This is a genomic window from Dokdonia genika, from assembly GCF_042652845.1.
Lineage (GTDB): Bacteria > Bacteroidota > Bacteroidia > Flavobacteriales > Flavobacteriaceae > Dokdonia > Dokdonia donghaensis.
In genome coordinates this window covers 292,934-310,837 of record NZ_JBHSHB010000024.1, presented here as the reverse complement: position 1 = coordinate 310,837, position 17,904 = coordinate 292,934, and the positions used below count along the sequence as shown (strand labels likewise).

The 17,904-nt window shown below is 37.2% G+C and carries 16 protein-coding genes and 1 other RNA gene; 8 read left to right on the top strand and 9 right to left on the bottom strand.

The genetic code is table 11. From position 1 onward, the window contains the following. Positions 1-29: 29 nt before the first annotated feature. Positions 30-1,028, bottom strand: coding sequence for an SDR family oxidoreductase (locus tag ACFO5T_RS13605; protein WP_380035400.1), 999 nt, complete (start codon positions 1,026-1,028; stop codon positions 30-32). Between the two features lie 158 nt (positions 1,029-1,186). On the opposite strand from ACFO5T_RS13605, the gene ACFO5T_RS13600 reads away from it, so the two are divergent. Beyond that, positions 1,187-1,678, top strand: a complete 492-nt coding sequence (locus tag ACFO5T_RS13600) for a Dps family protein (RefSeq protein ID WP_021779185.1) — start codon at positions 1,187-1,189, stop codon at positions 1,676-1,678. A gap of 82 nt (positions 1,679-1,760) precedes the next feature. Here ACFO5T_RS13600 and ACFO5T_RS13595 read toward each other — a convergent pair whose 3' ends face one another. The 4 genes from ACFO5T_RS13595 to ACFO5T_RS13580 form a co-directional block, all read right to left on the bottom strand. After that, positions 1,761-2,315 (bottom strand): 1-acyl-sn-glycerol-3-phosphate acyltransferase, encoded by a 555-nt coding sequence (locus ACFO5T_RS13595; RefSeq protein WP_380035395.1) that lies wholly within the window; start codon positions 2,313-2,315, stop codon positions 1,761-1,763. 5 nt (positions 2,316-2,320) lie between these two features. Further along, on the bottom strand, positions 2,321-3,040 hold the full coding sequence (gene kdsB, locus ACFO5T_RS13590; protein WP_380035573.1) for a 3-deoxy-manno-octulosonate cytidylyltransferase: 720 nt from the start codon (positions 3,038-3,040) through the stop codon (positions 2,321-2,323). Between the two features lie 130 nt (positions 3,041-3,170). Further along, positions 3,171-3,731, bottom strand: coding sequence for a DUF4126 domain-containing protein (locus ACFO5T_RS13585; protein ID WP_380035392.1), 561 nt, complete (start codon positions 3,729-3,731; stop codon positions 3,171-3,173). Positions 3,732-3,906: 175 nt separating this feature from the next. Then, positions 3,907-5,343 (bottom strand): ATP-dependent DNA helicase, encoded by a 1,437-nt coding sequence (locus tag ACFO5T_RS13580; RefSeq protein ID WP_380035389.1) that lies wholly within the window; start codon positions 5,341-5,343, stop codon positions 3,907-3,909. A 114-nt stretch (positions 5,344-5,457) separates the two neighbouring features. Between ACFO5T_RS13580 and ACFO5T_RS13575 the strand changes: the two genes are divergently transcribed. The 3 genes from ACFO5T_RS13575 to ACFO5T_RS13565 are packed head-to-tail and all read left to right on the top strand — an operon-like array spanning position 5,458 to position 7,449. Further along, positions 5,458-6,108 carry a hypothetical protein gene (locus ACFO5T_RS13575; protein ID WP_375252449.1) on the top strand — a complete coding sequence of 217 codons (651 nt, stop codon included), beginning with the start codon at positions 5,458-5,460 and terminating at the stop codon, positions 6,106-6,108. Beyond that, entirely contained in the window at positions 6,101-6,892 is a 792-nt protein-coding gene (locus ACFO5T_RS13570; protein ID WP_375252448.1) for a DUF3822 family protein, read from the top strand. Before ACFO5T_RS13575 ends, ACFO5T_RS13570 begins: the two co-directional genes overlap by 8 nt. Then, positions 6,889-7,449 carry an RsmD family RNA methyltransferase gene (locus ACFO5T_RS13565; RefSeq protein WP_375252447.1) on the top strand — a complete coding sequence of 187 codons (561 nt, stop codon included), beginning with the start codon at positions 6,889-6,891 and terminating at the stop codon, positions 7,447-7,449. Before ACFO5T_RS13570 ends, ACFO5T_RS13565 begins: the two co-directional genes overlap by 4 nt. A gap of 93 nt (positions 7,450-7,542) precedes the next feature. Here ACFO5T_RS13565 and rnpB read toward each other — a convergent pair. The 4 genes from rnpB to ACFO5T_RS13545 all read right to left on the bottom strand — a co-directional run bounded on the left by rnpB (position 7,543) and on the right by ACFO5T_RS13545 (position 14,218). Beyond that, positions 7,543-7,863: RNase P RNA component class A (gene rnpB, locus ACFO5T_RS13560), an RNA gene on the bottom strand. A 58-nt stretch (positions 7,864-7,921) separates the two neighbouring features. Beyond that, positions 7,922-10,501: a phosphoenolpyruvate carboxylase gene (locus tag ACFO5T_RS13555; RefSeq protein ID WP_021779194.1), complete on the bottom strand. Its 2,580-nt coding sequence runs from the start codon at positions 10,499-10,501 to the stop codon at positions 7,922-7,924. Positions 10,502-10,829: 328 nt separating this feature from the next. Continuing rightward, positions 10,830-12,899, bottom strand: coding sequence for a M16 family metallopeptidase (locus ACFO5T_RS13550; protein WP_380035384.1), 2,070 nt, complete (start codon positions 12,897-12,899; stop codon positions 10,830-10,832). Beyond that, complete coding sequence (locus tag ACFO5T_RS13545; protein WP_380035381.1) at positions 12,899-14,218, bottom strand: M16 family metallopeptidase; 1,320 nt, start codon at positions 14,216-14,218, stop codon at positions 12,899-12,901. Before ACFO5T_RS13545 ends, ACFO5T_RS13550 begins: the two co-directional genes overlap by 1 nt. Before the next feature lie 227 nt (positions 14,219-14,445). Between ACFO5T_RS13545 and ACFO5T_RS13540 the strand changes: the two genes are divergently transcribed. From ACFO5T_RS13540 to ACFO5T_RS13525, 4 genes are read left to right on the top strand one after another with little or no spacing between them, the layout of a single operon-like run. Then, positions 14,446-15,093 carry a DUF4159 domain-containing protein gene (locus ACFO5T_RS13540; RefSeq protein WP_380035378.1) on the top strand — a complete coding sequence of 216 codons (648 nt, stop codon included), beginning with the start codon at positions 14,446-14,448 and terminating at the stop codon, positions 15,091-15,093. A gap of 12 nt (positions 15,094-15,105) precedes the next feature. Continuing rightward, complete coding sequence (locus ACFO5T_RS13535) at positions 15,106-15,600, top strand: TrmH family RNA methyltransferase (RefSeq protein WP_380035375.1); 495 nt, start codon at positions 15,106-15,108, stop codon at positions 15,598-15,600. 25 nt (positions 15,601-15,625) lie between these two features. Further along, entirely contained in the window at positions 15,626-16,723 is a 1,098-nt protein-coding gene (locus tag ACFO5T_RS13530; protein ID WP_380035372.1) for an AI-2E family transporter, read from the top strand. Further along, positions 16,723-17,904, top strand: coding sequence for a THUMP-like domain-containing protein (locus tag ACFO5T_RS13525; RefSeq protein WP_380035369.1), 1,182 nt, complete (start codon positions 16,723-16,725; stop codon positions 17,902-17,904). The genes ACFO5T_RS13530 and ACFO5T_RS13525 overlap by 1 nt, the downstream gene beginning before the upstream one ends.

Below are 17,904 nucleotides of genomic sequence, written 5' to 3'. Positions count from 1 at the left end.
TATTTACGCTTTCGCGAAAGCAAAAAAAATTATTTTAAATTCTTCCAGTACCAAGCCATTGCCTCTTTGAGACCATCTTTAATACTAAATTCTGGATTATAACCTACTCGTTCTCTAGCTCTATCGATACTTGCTAAACTGTGAGGTACATCGCCAGCTCTTTTCGGTCCATACTTCACCTCTACTTGTGCAATTTTCTCATCAAATTGACTTAATTCCTCTTTTAAAATATTTACAAGTTCATTGAGGTCTGTGCGCTCTCCGAATGCAACATTATAAACAGTATTAAGTGCGTCTTTGTTGTCAGTAAGCATTGCGCGTATATTCATTTCGATAACATTATCAATATACGTGAAATCTCTAGAATAGCTTCCATCTCCGTTCATAACAGGAGAATCGTGATCCATTAATAGTTTTGTAAACTTAGGGATAACAGCCGCATAAGCGCCATTTGGGTCTTGTTTTCTACCGAAAACATTAAAATATCTAAGCCCTATACAATCTATCCCATATGTTTTATGAAACACATCTGCATACAACTCATTTACATATTTTGTTATTGCATAAGGAGACAATGGTTTCCCTATGATATCTTCTTGCTTTGGTAATCCTTGAGAGTCTCCGTAAGTCGAAGAACTTGCCGCATACACAAAACGTTTTACACCTTTATCTTTAGATGCGATGAGCATATTCAAAAATCCACCTACATTGACTTCATTACTCGTTGCAGGATCTTTTATTGATCTTGGTACAGATCCTAATGCAGCCTGATGCAATACATAGTCACTCTGAGACACTGCTTTTTTACAAGTTTCAATATCTCTTATATCACCTTCTATAAAAGTGAAATTTGAATGATCTATGATAGCATCTAAATTATGTTTATGCCCTGTAGCAAGGTTATCTAAACAGGTTACAATTGCACCATTCTTTATAAGAACTTCACATATATTAGAACCTATAAAACCAGCACCTCCTGTTACTAAAATTTTCTTATCCTTTACTTGAGACTGTATACTCTCTAACATTCGTCTAATTTTTGGCAAATATAAAGTATTTTCTATGCCGTCAGAACATTGTTTTTTATAACAATCTTAGCATATCGGGTTAAACTTATCCCAAACTAACCCGCAAATAATCCTCAGACCTTTAAGCCTTTGTAATTTTATATAAAAACCAAAGAACTATGAATTATTTAAACTTAGACACAAAAAAAACCAAAGAGACAGTTACAGAGCTCAACATACTTTTATCTGACTATCACGTATACTACCAAAAACTTCGCAATTTTCACTGGAATGTTTCAGGTGAGAACTTTTTTGACTTACACGAGCAGTTTGAACAACTTTATGATGATGCAAAAATTAAAATCGATGAGATTGCAGAACGTATTCTAACATTGCGTTTTGCACCAGTAAGTAATCTCTCAGATTATCTTGAAGCATCAAGCATTAAAGAATCAAAATCTGATCTGTCTGACAGAGATATGGTAGACACTATACTTGGAGATCACGGAAAAATTCTCAAACAACTAAGCGCTGTTGTGAAGAAAGCAGACGACGCTGGTGACGAAGGTACAATAGACCTTATAGGAGCTTACATACGTGAATTAGAAAAAACTAGCTGGATGCTAGACGCCTGGAGAAAGAAAACTGCAGGCACTTACAAAGAAGCATAAATCCTAATCACTTTTACAAATAAAAAATGCCTCAATACTTTAAATAGTAATGAGGCATTTTATATAAGTACTTATAAAATTTCTACTCATCTGGAGTAAAACTATACTCAGGCACCTTACCTACAGCTCCCTTAAAGAACTCGTGTATAAGTGCAAGGTCTTCATCTATATTACCAGACGGATATAAAGGCTTAGATATACGTTGCTCCTTTCTACCAAAATCAAAAGCAACCATTATAATAGGCACCTCTGCTGCAAGAGCAATATAATAAAACCCCGTTTTGAGCTTATCAACTTTTTTACGTGTTCCCTCCGGGGCTATTGTGAGTCTAAACTCCTCTTTATCCTTAAAGACATTTGCGATAGATTGTACTTTATCTTGACCTGGTGTACGATCTATAGGCGCACCTCCCATTGCTTTAAAAATAGGTCCCATAGGCCATTTAAAAAGCTCTTTCTTACCGATGAAGCCTATCTTAACATCAAGCATTGTACGAAGTAAAATACCCATATAAAAATCGTGCCAGCTGGTATGGGGCACAGCGATTACTACTGCCTTCTTTACTGTGTCTTGAGAAAAGTCACCTTTTACCTTCCAGCCTAAAATATTTTTATATATAAACTTTGCAAGTCCCATATGCGCTAATTATTCAAATAAATTTTAATTGCTTTTTCTAGATCTTCTGGAGTATCAATACCTATTGCAAGTCTTGATGAACGTACCATTTTAATTTTCTTACCATACTCTAAGAATCGTATGCACTCTATTTTTTCGGCCTTTTCAAGGGGTGTCATATGCATAGATGCAAAGTCAAGTATCGCCTGCTTTCTAAAGGCATAAATACCTTTATGCTTATAAGTAATTATACCAGCTTCATTATCGCGCACATATGGAAGTGGTGACCTAGAGAAGTATAATGCAAAGTCAAAATTATCCACAATAACCTTTACATTATTAGGGTTTACAATCTCTTGCTCCTCCTTCATAGGCATCATCACACTAGCAAGATCTATTTGTGCAGCATCATCTCCATAAAACACGTCTAGCACGGGTGCTAAGTCCTCCCTACTCGTAAAAGGTTCATCTCCTTGTACGTTTACAACCACATCTACATCTAGAGAAGCCACTGCCTCTGCAATTCTATCGCTACCGCACTCGTGCTCTTTAACACTCATAATAGCCTTACCACCTTCGGCTTCTATGGTGTTATAAATAACATCACTATCTGTAACTACATAAACTTCGTCAAACAACTTTGTGGCTACAACACTCTCATAGGTGCGCACAATAACAGGCTTACCTGCAAGATCTTTCATCATCTTACCTGGAAACCTAGACGCCGCATAACGTGCGGGTATCATTGCTATAATCTTCAGATTTTCTTTCAATATATTGACGTTTTGATGTCTTTTCTGGTTATAATTACGCTTTCGCGAAAGCATAAAACATCATAAAACAAGTTGCAAAGTTACTTAAAAAGAAATGTAAAACTTATGCCCTTCTTAGCCTTGAAATAATCTTCCAGCCAAGACCTATAAGTAACAATACAATCACTAGTGCAAGTATAGGCGAAAAGATACTCGCTACTGAAACTGTAGTCGCTGCAATGGTTTCTGTACCTGCAACGAGTGGGTTTGCAATACCGCCTGTAGTTGCTGTACTCCCTAATCTAGTGGCGCTCGTAGTACCAGAAACAGCTGCTGCTGCTCCGCCACCAGCGATGATGGCCAGTGCCCAAGTAATAGTAGGATCCATATCTCCCATAGTCGCTACCATAAGTAATGTACCCGCGATTGCAGCTAGTGGTACAGATATCGTATCCAGCAGGTTGTCAATCCAAGGAATAAAATAGGCTCCTACTTCAAATAATGTAGCAACACCAAGTAAAACTAGCGCCGGAACGCTACCTACCCACTGCCAAGTATCGTTTACTGGAAACCAACCAAAGTGGGCAGATAAACTTAAAACTAACAAAGGAACAAATACTCTAAAACCAGCAGCGGCGGCAAGTGAAAATCCTAATATGATACTTACTATTAATTCAAAACTCATAATTGTTTACTTATTTATATACAGACGTTATAATCAAAAAACTAGCCATAAATATATAACTATCTAATCCATAGCCCCGATTGTAGTGAAAATCCCGCAAGAGCTGGCGTAGCCGCGATGAGGAATTGTAGCGTAAAGCGGGAAATAGCTCCTAAAGCAATTTTATATAACAACGCTACTCTGCTTCTACAAACATTTCGTCTTTAAAACCTATTAAGTACAACTTACTTTTTGATCTAGTTATCGCTGTATACAACCATCTTAAATAATCTTTATTCATCCCGTCTGGAAGGTAGGGTTGCTCTATAAATACATTTTCCCACTGCCCACCTTGTGATTTATGACAGGTAATAGCATAAGAGAATTTAACCTGTAAGGCATTAAAGTATTTGTTGTTTTTGATTTTTTGGAATCGCTTGTAATTAGACTTCTCGTCTACATAGTCTTTTTGGACTTCTTTATAGAGACGATCTCCATCTTCATAAGGTAGTGCTGGTGTCTCAAGTGTGAGTACATCCAGCATTACTACAGTCTCAAATGGTTGCATTTGTGGGTAATCTACCATTTGCACTTTTACCTCTGCAAAGCGAAAGCCGTAGAGTTCCTTGATGGCTAGTATTTCTAATACTTTTACAATATCACCGTTTGCAATAAATCCAGCATCGCTTTTTGCATCTAGCCAGAAGTAATTATTTTTTACCACCATCAAGTGATCTCCTGCAGAGATTTCTTCTTCTTGAAATAGAATTCGATTTCTTATTTGCTGGTTATATAGGTTTGCTCTCTTGTTAGATCGTACAATGATTGCAGTTTCTTCTGTACCTACAGAGCTGTAGCAATCATTTATGGCATCCATAATCTCGTGACCGTCTACTAGTCTAACAATATCGTTATACCTGTCTAATTCAAATTTAAAATCTTCATAAAACCCTTCAGAAAGCTGTTCTCTTAGAGCGGTTGCATTCATAAGTATGCCACTATCTTCTCCTTGACGCATTACTTCGTCTAGCTGTATAGTCTCTACGGTTTTATTAAACTGCAATGACAACATATCAATATCTAAAGCTGGGGACATCTCAAGCTTTACAGGGGGTAACTGCGCCTCGTCTCCTACTAATATGAGTTTACATTTGTAACCACTATACACGTATTGCATCATATCATCTAGCAGAGATCCATTGTCAAAAAACTTGGAGTTAGTTGCTTTATCAGATATCATAGATGCCTCATCTACTATAAAGAGACAGTTTCTATGTTTATTAGGCTGGAGCGTAAAAGAAACGCCTCCTCCACGTTCTTTTTTTGGGAAATAAATTTTGCGATGTATAGTATACGCCTGTTTTTTACTATAATTACTGGCAACCTTTGCAGCTCGACCCGTAGGTGCCATAAGAACTGATGACATCTTTACGTGCCAAAGATTTTTTACAACCGTTCCTATCACTGTAGTCTTACCTGTACCTGCAAACCCTTTAAGAACGAATACTTTATCCTTAGAACTACTAAACAAAAAGTGAGATAACTGCTCTAGTAGCCTATCTTGTTTTATGGTAGGTTGATGTTCAAAATCTTTTACTAATAGCTTATAAAATGCTCGGGCGTCTTTAATCATAGAAGGCTTAGAATGCAACGAAATTAAGCAAACGAAAAATGAGATAATAAATTTTTGTGTGTAAAAAAAAATTGTAGATTTGTTGCTCACCATAACTAATTTAAACATCATTACATGAAACTAGTATTACAGCTTGTACTTTGGGTAGTAATTGCCGCATTAGGTTACCTTCTTTTTAACGCAATTTGGGGAGAGGTAAAATTTAATGAAGTTAAGGAAGCGCGTTACAGTGCTGCCATAAAAAATATGCGTGATCTAAGACAGGCGCAACTAGCTCATAAAACAGTTACAGGTACTTACCAGAAAGATTTTGATAAGTTAGTACGTTTTATTGATACTGCAGAGTTTACAATTACTCAACGTAGAGATACAACTATACTAGACGAAGAAAAAACAAAACGTTTCCGTGTAGATACATTTAAAGAAATAGTAGTAGTTGACACACTAGGTACTCGCCCAGTTAAAGATTCACTATTCAAAGGGTCTGAGCGTTATAAGACTATGATCAATGTCCCAATAGAGGGAATAGATGCAAAGTATACTATGGATGCTGGTCAAATAGAAAAGAGTAACACAATGTACCCTGTGTTTCTTATCTCTATTGATAAAGATGTCTTACTTGCAGATCAACCTAAAGATTATGTTGCAAAAGAAAAGCAAGTAGTCTCAGTAGATGGGGTAAATGGGGACGCACTTACTGTGGGATCTATGGAAACCATCAACACAAACGGTAACTGGCCTAAGAGTTATGGGGCTAATGACTAGTCAAGACAACACAAACTCATTATATAGTCTGTCCATCCAAATACACTTGGATGGACTTTCTTTTTTTACCCAAAACAGCCATAGCAAAGAAGTAATAGCCACACAGACTATAAAATTTACAAATAATGTAAATCCTACTTCATTAAGTAATGAGGTAGAAAAGGCTTTTAAAAAAAATGAGATACTCTCCCAAAATTTTGCAAAGGTAATTGTAGTCTATTCTAACGAGCTATTTACAATGGTTCCAAAGGCACTCTTTGATGTCGAAAAAGGTGCAGATTATTTAAAGTTCAATACAAAAATTCTTAGTACAGATCACATCTCGCACGATGTGATAGACTTTTATGACCTTGTAAACGTATATGTGCCATACACCAGTGTAAATAATTTTCTTTTTGAAACCTTTGGCTCTTTTGATTATTACCATAGTACAACGGTTTTTACAAAATTTCTATTAAACAAGTTTGTAAATAGCACAGAACCAAAAATCTTGATAAATTTTCAAGACTCATACTTCGAAATGGGTGTTGTAGCAAATAAGAAACTGCTCTTTGTAAACCGTTTTGAAATTAGAACTAAGGAAGACTTCATCTATTATATGCTCTTTACAATGGAGCAATTAGAATTGAGTCCAGAAACTATAGAAGTAGTGCTTACAGGTACTATTACAAAGGATGATCCTTATTATGAGCTAGCACACACTTATGTACGACACCTTAGCGTTCTAGAAGCAGTACATAAACTAATACCACAAGACCAAGCTATACTTGGCAGTTTATTATGACACGTATCATATCTGGAAAATACAAAGGCCGAAGAATCGCGGCACCAAAAAAGCTACCCGTTCGCCCTACTACAGATATGGCAAAGGAAGCCCTTTTTAATATTATAAGAAGCAACTATCACATAAGCCAGCTTAGCGTGTTAGACCTCTTTGCGGGTACTGGAAATATAAGCTATGAGTTTGCCTCTAGGGGTACAGATCAAATCACTGCAGTAGATGGTCATTATGGCTGTGTACAGTTTATAAACAAAACGTCACAAGAATTTGATTTTTCCATACACGCTATAAAAAGCGATGTCTTTAAATATTTAGAACGGGCTACAGGAAGTTACGACATCATATTTGCAGACCCCCCATACGATATAGACATTAAGGACTTTGAAAAGATTGCAACACTGGTATTTAAGAATAACCTCTTAGAGCAAGATGGTGTACTCATCATCGAGCACGGTAAGTATTCAAAACTTGATGGTTTTATAAACTACGTGCAGACCCGTCATTATGGTGGTAATGCCTTTAGCTTTTTTGAACTCCCAGAAAGTGATGAAGAAGAATAAGAACGCTTTCGCGAAAGCGTAACAACATACACTAAAATTAATAAATCCCGCTAGTTGCGGGATTTATTGTTATTTAGATTTATTTGTAATCATAAAATAAGCAGGCCTATAAGCCGGATTCTGTTCAATCTAGATGCTTCTAGAAATTCCTTATTATTTATCTGGGATTATCATTACTAATAATCTCTATCTGTCTACCCTCCCACAACGCGCGGATCGCACTTAACTGTGAGTATACTTGACATTGCACCGCATAGAGTTTACCTGGGTTCGCTACAGCATTACCTGTACATTCTTTCTGTTGCACTTGTCCTCTCCCAAAACGAGTTTGGGATGACGGCCGTTAGCCGCTATGCTATCCTGTGGTGTCCGGACTTTCCTATCCATTGATGGATCAATAAGGCGGCCTGCTGTCGCAAAGGTAGTCTAAGTATAACAAGGGAGCAATACTTACTCCCTTATCATTACTAGTTTATGCCGAATTTCTACTCGCATTTATGTTTCCAAAGAGTGATCTTGTAACCATACGCTCGTATACCTTTGCCTTATCTGTTTGCTCTCCAGAACGTTGCATATCTTGTATGGCTCTAAGCGCATACTGCTGTATAGTCAATAGTGGTAGTACAATATTCTCTCTTTCTTGAATGGACGCTTTACCTGCCTTCTCATTTTCCATTAACTCCGTAAGTCCCGCCACTTCTAGCATTAATCGCTTGCTACGCTTATACTCTTCAAAGAGTAACTTCCAGAACTCGCCAAATTCTTGATCTTCTTGCATATATGCTGTAAGTCCAAAAAATGATTTTGTAAGACTCATCATACTATTCTCAAGTAACGTTCGGAAGAATGAACTATTTTTATATAGCTGCTTGACATCCTCTAGCTTACCAGCATCTTCAAAAGAGGCAAGTGCTGTTCCTACTCCATAAAAACCAGGTACATTTTGTTTAAGCTGGCTCCAACTACCTACAAATGGAATCGCTCTAAGATCTCCAAAATCTAAAGTGCTTTTTTGAGATCGCTTGCTAGGGCGGCTACCTATATTAGTTTTTGCATAATACTTAAGTGTAGACATACGCTCCAGATATGGCAAGAACTTATCGTGTCCTTTAAAAGCGGTATAAGCCTCATAGCTCTTTTGTGCGAGGGCTTCTAGCGTTTCTCTATCTGATGGTGATATATCATTATGTGCTCCCTTGAAGACCTCGTTATTAACACCGCTACTAAGCAGTTGCTCTAGATTGTACTGGCAAGAATCTACCGTTCCAAAATTAGAACTTATAGTTTGTCCTTGTACCGTGATTTGAATTTCTTGTGCTTCTATATTAGGTCCTAATGATGCATAAAATTGGTGTGTTTTACCACCTCCACGTGCTGGTGGTCCTCCTCTACCGTCAAAGAAAATTACGGTTACCCCATACTTTCTAGACATAGCTGTCATTGCCTCCTTAGCCTTAAAGATACTCCAGTTTGCCATTAAATAACCACCGTCTTTTGTTCCGTCAGAAAAGCCTAGCATTATAGTCTGTCGCATACCGCGACTCTTTAAGTGTTTACTATATGTAGGATTTGTATACAGTGCTTCCATCACAGCGGGTGCAGCGATAAGATCTGGTACAGTTTCAAATAGTGGTGCTACATCTGCCGTAGGAGATTCCCAGTCACATAGTCTTAAAAATGTAAAGGCTTGCATCACGTGCAGTGCGCTTTGTGAGTTACTTATTATGTATCTGTTTGAGCCACGCTCACCATTTTCATCTTGAATGGTTTTCATCGCATAGATAGAGCCAAGAGTCTTAGTCACTACTTCCTCTTCAAAACTTTCTGGATCTAGCGCTCCGTGCACGTTGTTTAAGAAGTCTATTTGCTCGTTTTCGCTTAAAGCGAGATAACCCTCCGGAAAAATCTTTGATCCATTTATAGTTGCATTTTCAACAATTTGCTCAAAAACTATTTTATGAATACTACTATCCTGTCGTATATCTAACGATGCAAAGTGAAGTCCAAAAAGTTCTACCTTATGAATAAGACTATCTATTTTATCTAAATATAAACTCTGGTGCTTATCTCTTACAATATCACGGATATCTTTAAGTGTTTTGAGAATAGAGGCTTGTGAAATGGCTGGTTTCTCTTCAGAAAAAATAGCTGTATATACTTGATCTTCTAGTTCTGAAAGTGGTGCCTCAGTACCTCTAAAGGTGATTCTCCTACGTAATTGCTTTATCTCTCTATAATAATTTCTCAGTACAGAACTACGCAACTTTCTGGCAACCTTAAGTGTTATAGCTGTGGTAACAAATGGATTACCATCACGGTCACCACCTGGCCAAAAACCAAGATCTACAAGCGTATTACTAAAGCTTTCATCTTGTATTAAGTGCCTATGCAGGTAGTCATATATAGCCCCTGCACTGTGATAAAACACATTCTCAAGATACCAGATAAGACTCACAGCTTCATCATATGGTGTAGGTTTTTCTTTTTTAAAGAATGGAGTTTTACCTAACTGTGCTAGCAGCGTCTTTATATCTTCAAGTCGATTATCTCTTATTGCAGCACTTAGATCATTTATGATACCTAGTACTACGCCTGGATAAAATTGAGTAGGGTGTGCTGTAAGTACGGGACGTATAGTAAACCTGTTTAAGTAAGAGATGAGCTCTTCCTTTTTACCCGTTGCCTCTGCTTCTTCTTTTATATTACGCAGGGTGCCTCGACCATCCATATTATTTACGATACGATATGAAGCGTCTTCAATCGCGTCAAATAGCACTACTTGTCGCTCGATATACTGTATAAATTTAAACAATATGTCTTCGCGTTCTTTTTCTGTAGCATCACGCATATAACGCTCAAAGAAGTACTCAATAATTTCTGTCGGGTTTTTATTGTCTTTATACCCTTCCTTACATATAGAATGAAACAGCGGTAAAAGGACCCCCGTGTTTGAGATACCATCAAAGGGAAGCGTCATAAATATCCCATTATAGACTTCGTATTTTGACTTTACATTTGCGTTAAATCTCTCTATTTTCGGTTCTCTTGACATCTGTTAATATTTTTACTAAAAATACGTAAACCTCAAGTATTGCAGGCTCTACAATACTAGTTTTGGCGATCTCATAAAAAAAGACTGTCTTTGGTTTAAAATATATTATTTGCAATCGTTTTCGGGCATTTTTATTTCATTATATCTAACTATAATTTTTACTAGATATGAGTACGCTTTCGCGAAAGCGTAAAACTCCCCCTTCATAGCAGCTTGGTTTTATTACATTGTAGTGTATTGCATTTTAAAAATGCAGCTAGCAGTGTAATATTGAGACATAAAAAAGGCCAGCAAAAGCTGACCTTTAATAGTAGGTTATAGAATGAAATTACTCAAAATCTGCATTTGTGATGCCTTCATTTACCTTAATTTCTGTCACATTAAAATCTATAGATTGTGGGCCAAATGACTGACTTAACACAAATGGAAATTTGATTCCTCCCACATCTTGATATTTGCTCAAAGTGATAGACGTTTTTACAGTCTGACCTTGCATTTCTTGTATAGTTACCTCCTGAAGTTTAAGCCCCGTTTTTGTACTGTAGTAGTTCATTTTACCATCTGCTACTTTAACCACATAAGCATCTTCTCCATTTACTTTTTCTATACCTTCTAGGCTCGCTCCACCGTTTAACCAGTTTACTTCTGGAAATGGAGATGACTCAGCTTTTACCTTCTCTACATCTTCTCCTTCTAGATCTTTGCGTTGCCCTTGTACAACTACATATCCCTTATCTCCATCAAGTACTTGTTTTGAAACTGAGTTTCCTCCCATCATAATGTTTTGTACAAACTGCTCTTTTGTAGTTTTTTTAAGTTCTAAATCAAGCGTCATACCTTGCATAGCTCCTTGTGCTTTAATATAAACCGAGTTTACCGCAGCAAGCTTATCTTTACCACCTATAGCAGCAATGTAAGATTCTAGCACCTTATTTACCGTAAGATCTGCAGGTAGTTCCTTTTTGAATTCTGGTTTTTCTATTCCTTCACCATATACGTCAAAGTACTTTACAGGGATAGTCTTACCGTCTATAACCACCTTACTTAGATTATCTATTACCTCACTACCCTTTCCAGTTACAACGATTCTCGCGTTATCACCTTTAAATAGTTTACTAGCTGCATTTTGTACATCTTGTTGAGATACCTTATCTATATTAGACAAGTAGTTCTTGTAAAAATCTTTAGGGAGCCCTTTACTCTCAATGTTATATGCATAGTTTGCAATAGTTTGTGGTCGCTCTAGGGCGAGTACAAAACTTCCAGTGTACTTTGCTTTTGCATTTGCTAACTCTTCTGGCGATACTGGCTCAGACCCTATACGGTTAATCTCTTTTACGATCTCTACCACAGAGCTATCTGTAACTGCATTACGCACGCTTGCTGTAGCGCTAAAACGAGTTACTGTCTTTTCATTAGAACCTATTCTTGAGTATGATCCATAAGTATATCCTTTATCTTCACGTAGGTTATTAAAAAGACGTGCTTCTCCTCCACCTCCTAAGATGTTATTTGCAATAAGAGCTGGAAAATAATCTTGGTCTGTCATTTTAAGCTCAACAGTATTTTGAACTGCAATTTCTGACTGAACGGCATTGTCCATATTAACAAAGTTGATTTCTGTAGTAGAAACATTTTGCTTTTCAGAAAATGGTGTTTCTGGTATAGTTCCTTTTTTCCACTTCTTGAAGTTGTCTTTTACTACCTTCTTTACAGTGTCAAAATTTACATCACCTATAATGATTAAGTATCCATTATTAGGTCTAAAGTAATCTGAATGAAACTTCTCAACATCTGCAAGTGTTACATTATTTACAGTCTCTTCTGTAGTGAACTCTCCATAAGGGTGGTCTGCACCATAAGCTAGTACACTTTGCACACGTCCAGCGATAGCTGTCACACTCTTCTCATTAGATTTTAATCCTTCTATGAGACGTTCCTTTTCTTTATCAAACTCTACTTGTGTAAAATTTGGATTTATACCAGCATCTGCAGTAAGTTCAACTAGACGTTCAAAATACTTAGATAGACCGCTTGCAAATGCGCTCTGAGAGCCAAAGCTTATGTTTGCTCCAAGATAATCTACCTCTTCTTCAAACACATCTTTTGCAATACTCTTAGACCCTTTACCTAACATAGATGATGTAAGGGCAGCAACTCCAGCCTTTTCTCCCTCTACAATAAGAGGGTTATCTATAGTAAGTTGTATAGATACTCTAGGTAGCTTTTTATTTTCTACAACTAGTACTTTAAGACCATTTTTAAGCTCAAAAGATGCTGGGTCTTTAAGATTAATCTCAGGAGCTGGACCCGGCTCAGGTTGTTTACTTCTGTCCACTTGTGCATAACTAGCTGTTGCTAGCAATAACATTGCACCTATTATTATATTCTTCTTCATTATTTTTCTTTTTGAGATTCTGGTAAGTACTCTAATATGACACGCTCATTTGCTTTAAGATATTTAATAGCAGCTGCCTTAATATCTTCTCTAGTTATTGACCTATAAATATCAATCTCAGTATTAATAAGATTAGTATCATCATATAACATATAATTGCGCGCCAGTGAGTTTGCAATACCCTCTACACTGCTATTAGAGTTTACAAAGCGATTTTCAAATTTATTCTGAAGCTTCTGGTAATCTCTTTCTGAAATTAAAGTTGTTTGAAGCTTTACAATCTCCTCATCCATTTCTGTAATTAAATCATCTAGAGAGTTATCACCTAATGGTAAAGCACCTATTAAATATGATCCATAATCTTCTTGAGCACCACTAAAAGCAAATACTTGTAGCGCCTTTTTCTTAGTGTCTACTAACTTTTTGTAAAGTCTAGAACTCTTACCATCACTCAAAACAGATGATACCATATCGAGCACATAAGCATCCTTCTCTGTTTGAGCAGGTGTTCTATATGCTAGAAAAATTGCTGGTATCTGTATATTAGGATCATAAAATGTCTCTCTTACAGGTACGACTGGATCTTCTTTAAATGTATTACGTACAATGTCTTTACCTCTAGGTATAGGTGCAAAATACGTGTCAATCATCTTTTTTGTCTCTGCAACATCAATATCTCCAGCCACAACGAGCACGGCATTATTAGGCACATAATATGTATCACTAAATTTTTGAAAGTCTTCTAGTGTTGCACTAGCGAGATGATCAAGAGATCCTATGGTAGTCCAACGGTATGGGTGCTTCTTAAAAAGCATCTTACCTATTACTTCTTGAAAACGGCCGTAAGGCTGGTTATCTACTCTAAGACGCTTTTCTTCTTGAACTACTTCTTTTTGAGTATCAACACCTATTTGATTAATAATAGGGTGAAGTAAACGCTCAGACTCCATCCACAGACCAAGCTCTAGGTTATTAGAAGGAAAGACTTCATAATAATAAGTACGATCTTGTGTTGTATTTGCATTGTTTTTACCTCCGTTAGAAGTAACTATTTTAAACCACTCACCACGCTCAATGTTTTCTGTCCCTTCAAAAAGAAGGTGTTCAAAAAAGTGAGCAAATCCTGTTTTACTTGGATCTTCATCTTTTGCTCCTACGTGATACATAACAGATGTTGTTACTACAGGTGCGCTGTTATCTTGATGTAAAATAACGTGCATACCGTTATCAAGATCATACTCTTCAAAGCTAACTTCTTGTGCTGTAAGGACTACGCCACTCAACATAAAAGCTGCCAAAGCATACATTTTCTTTTTCATATTAAAAATTAAAATTAGTGTTAGTACGTAAGTCGCAATCGTTGTAAATTGTTACAACTTACTAGAGTAAATTTAAGAACTCATTGTACTAACAGCAAGCCTAGGCAGTAGTTATCATCTCACTGGGAGCTGGATTTTAGAACTTTATGATTTCTGTTTAACTTTAATATAATTTAGTACACTCATAATTTAAGTTATCAGTATTTTTAATTTTTATAAATTCATTTATGCATCGCACCTTACTAGCAGTCATTATACTATTGTTAACCAGCGGGTTTATAACTGCTCAAGATCTTGCAGTACTAAAATATAAAGGAGGTGGAGACTGGTACAGTAATCCCACAGCCCTGCCTAATCTTATACGTTTTTGTAATAAGAATATAAACACAAAGATGAATGATAAACCAGAATCTGTAGATGCTGGTAGTATCGACGTGTTTCAATACCCACTGCTGCATATGACCGGTCACGGTAATGTACTTTTTACAGACGATGATGTAGAAAACCTTAGGTATTACCTCACTAGCGGAGGCTTTTTACACATAGATGATAATTATGGAATGGCGGAGTATTTACCTAAGGAACTCAAAAAGATTTTTCCAGACCAAGAGCTTACGGAGCTCGCTGCTAGCCACCCCATTTTTTCTAGTGCTTATAAATTTCCGCAGGGACTACCCAAAATACACGAGCACGATGGAAAGAGACCACAAGCACTAGGGCTCTTTTATGAAGACAGACTCGTCGTATTATTTACAACAGAGTCAGACATAGGAGATGGCTGGGAAGATCCAGAAGTACACGGCGACCCAGAGAGTGTGAGACAAAAAGCACTCCAAATGGGTGCAAACATTGTTAAGTATGCTTTTGAAAATTAAAACACTAACCCCTTGCAATTAACTCATACACATCACACCCCAGCTTCTCATAACAAAGAGATTATCATTGTATGCGATCACGTTTCTGGTCCGGCAAATGCGGGTAGCATTTTTAGGCTGGCAGATGCTTTTGGAGTACAAGAGATCATTTTTTGCGGCAACGCTCCAGATGTTACAAGTAGTAGACTACGTAAGACGGCTCGCAATACAGAACGTACGGTCCGCTTTCGCGAAAGCGAGAATATAGCGACTACACTTATTAATCTAAGAGAGCAAGGGTTTAGCACTATCGCACTAGAGATAGATTCTACAAGTATTCCCATTGCCGAAGTTCATATTGCTAATATGTCAAAAATTTCACTTGTCATAGGAGCCGAAAGTACTGGCGTCACTCCAGAAGCTTTAGAACAATGTGCCGTAATCGCACATATACCTATGCACGGCATTAATAGTAGTATGAATGTAGCACAAGCCGCAGGCATCGCACTTTACGAGCTCACACGATAATAAAACCAGTATCTTTGACCTTAATATGAAGCCACTAAAAGCAAAAGAAATAAGTTATGGAATCTTACGCGCCGTAGGTGTCGTTGTGGGTATCTTAATCTTACTCTGGCTTCTTTATACCATACAAAGTGTGCTTGTTTATCTAGCCGTTGCAGCTGTACTATCACTAGTGGGTAGGCCTGTTGTAAAGTTTTTAAGGTACACGCTTAAGTTTAGCCCTACCTGGGCAGCGATAGTCACAATATTTATATTATTACTGGTAATACTAGGTGTTTTTATGCTTTTTATACCGGTGGTTATAGACCAAAGCCAGCATCTGGGTCAGATAGATTTTGAAGAGGTAAAAATTAATATAAATAGGCTCTTTGGCGAGATTGCAACTTATTTTGGCCTCGATAAGATGACTATAATACAAGGAGTTCAAGAGGCAGAGCTCGTAAAGAATTTTGATTTTAGTATCATCCCTGCATTTTTAAACGGAATTATAGGTAATCTAGGTGCCGCAGGCATTGGTACATTTGCTATTATATTTATTACTTTCTTCTTTTTAAAGGATAATAGATTGCTTGTAAATAGTTTACTCGCTTTCGCGAAAAAAGGCAACGAGGGCAAATTCTTACGCGTGTTTGAAAAAATAAAATACCTTCTCTCTCGCTACTTTATAGGGCTCATAATACAAGTATTTACAATGTTTGTCTTATACGCTATAATACTCCTATCATTTGGTATAGAAAACGCGCTTGCCATAGCGCTCTTTTGTGCAGTACTTAACCTGGTTCCATATTTAGGCCCTCTTGTAGGTGGCGCTGTTATGCTATTACTGGTTACCTCGAGTAATATTGAGATGGATTTTAGAACCATTATTTTACCTAAGTTACTCTGGATCTCCTTATGCTATGGCGCAGCACAAATGGTTGATAATTTTGTGATACAACCTTTTGTTTTTGGTAACAGTGTGAAGTCACATCCGCTGGAGATATTCTTAGCTATCATTATTGCTGGATTGTTATTTGGGGTATTTGGGATGATACTTGCCGTTCCTGTTTATACCGCACTTAAAGTGATCTCAAAAGAATTTTTGAGCGAGTATAAGATTGTACAAAAACTTACACAAGACTTATAATGAACACCGCGCTTTTACAGCCCGAAGTGCGTGCTTATTTACAAGAGCACGAGCATACACCACTGCACTCTTTTATTTTAAAAGGAAGCCCTTTTAAAGATATTACAGTGCAGGAGCTTGCTCAACAACTTGAAGGTAAACGTAAAGCCAAAGGAAAATTACCACGCTGGCATAACGGCGCTGGTATCTTATTCCCGCCTAAACTCAATATGGAGCAAACCTCTTCTGAGGCAACGGCAAGTTACAAAGCCAGTATTATGCAAGGTACTACCCTAGCAGATGGTACAGGTGGCTTTGGTATAGATGCTTATCACTTTGCACAGACTAACAAGCAGGTAACGCACATAGAGATGGACGCCAGTTTATCAAGACTTGCACAGTCTAATGCAGAAGTTCTCAAGCAAGACAACATTGAGTTTATAGTAGATGATTCAATGCATTATTTTGAAACCTGCGATACTCGTTTTGATACCATTTTCTTAGACCCAGGGAGACGTACAGATAGTAAGGGCAAAGTTTTTATGCTTAAAGATTGTCTACCTAATGTACCGCTTTACAAAAACCTGTTATTGTCAAAGTGTAACACCCTCTGGATAAAAACATCTCCCATACTAGACATAGCAGCAGGTATAGAAGAATTGCGCAGCGTGACCGAAATACACATTGTAGCTGTAAAAAATGAGGTGAAAGAGTTGTTATGGAAACTTACTTCACAGCGTTGTAAAAATATAAAGTTTACTGTTGTAAACTTACAATCATCAGATCCTGTAGTGAGTTTCTCTCATAGTGATGCTCTTAATGCGAAAGCCATAATAGACACACCTCAAAAGTATCTTTATGAGCCTAACAGTGCGCTTATGAAGAGTGGCGCCTTTAACTGGGTGAGTACGTATTTTAATGTTTCAAAACTACACGAGCACTCACACTTATATACCTCAGAAGAGCTCATCTCATTTGCAGGCCGTCGTTTTGTGATAGAGCAGATTGTTCCTTACTCAAAAAGAATTGCAAAGGAATTAGGGATCACAAAGGCAAATATCACCACTCGCAACTTCCCTATGCAAGTAGATGCGATACGTAAAAAGTTAAAGATAAAAGATGGTGGAGACGTATACCTATTTTTTACCACGCTAGAAGATGGTAAGAAAGTAGTTATCTCGACTAAAAAAGTGGCACAATAG

Coding starts and splice junctions, on each gene's coding strand:
- ACFO5T_RS13605 (WP_380035400.1), bottom strand. CDS start 1,028: ATGTTAGAGAGTATACAGTCTCAAGTAAAGGATAAGAAAATTTTAGTA.
- ACFO5T_RS13600 (WP_021779185.1), top strand. CDS start 1,187: ATGAATTATTTAAACTTAGACACAAAAAAAACCAAAGAGACAGTTACA.
- ACFO5T_RS13595 (WP_380035395.1), bottom strand. CDS start 2,315: ATGGGACTTGCAAAGTTTATATATAAAAATATTTTAGGCTGGAAGGTA.
- kdsB (WP_380035573.1), bottom strand. CDS start 3,040: ATGATACCCGCACGTTATGCGGCGTCTAGGTTTCCAGGTAAGATGATG.
- ACFO5T_RS13585 (WP_380035392.1), bottom strand. CDS start 3,731: ATGAGTTTTGAATTAATAGTAAGTATCATATTAGGATTTTCACTTGCC.
- ACFO5T_RS13580 (WP_380035389.1), bottom strand. CDS start 5,343: ATGATTAAAGACGCCCGAGCATTTTATAAGCTATTAGTAAAAGATTTT.
- ACFO5T_RS13575 (WP_375252449.1), top strand. CDS start 5,458: ATGAAACTAGTATTACAGCTTGTACTTTGGGTAGTAATTGCCGCATTA.
- ACFO5T_RS13570 (WP_375252448.1), top strand. CDS start 6,101: ATGACTAGTCAAGACAACACAAACTCATTATATAGTCTGTCCATCCAA.
- ACFO5T_RS13565 (WP_375252447.1), top strand. CDS start 6,889: ATGACACGTATCATATCTGGAAAATACAAAGGCCGAAGAATCGCGGCA.
- ACFO5T_RS13555 (WP_021779194.1), bottom strand. CDS start 10,501: ATGTCAAGAGAACCGAAAATAGAGAGATTTAACGCAAATGTAAAGTCA.
- ACFO5T_RS13550 (WP_380035384.1), bottom strand. CDS start 12,899: ATGAAGAAGAATATAATAATAGGTGCAATGTTATTGCTAGCAACAGCT.
- ACFO5T_RS13545 (WP_380035381.1), bottom strand. CDS start 14,218: ATGAAAAAGAAAATGTATGCTTTGGCAGCTTTTATGTTGAGTGGCGTA.
- ACFO5T_RS13540 (WP_380035378.1), top strand. CDS start 14,446: ATGCATCGCACCTTACTAGCAGTCATTATACTATTGTTAACCAGCGGG.
- ACFO5T_RS13530 (WP_380035372.1), top strand. CDS start 15,626: ATGAAGCCACTAAAAGCAAAAGAAATAAGTTATGGAATCTTACGCGCC.
- ACFO5T_RS13525 (WP_380035369.1), top strand. CDS start 16,723: ATGAACACCGCGCTTTTACAGCCCGAAGTGCGTGCTTATTTACAAGAG.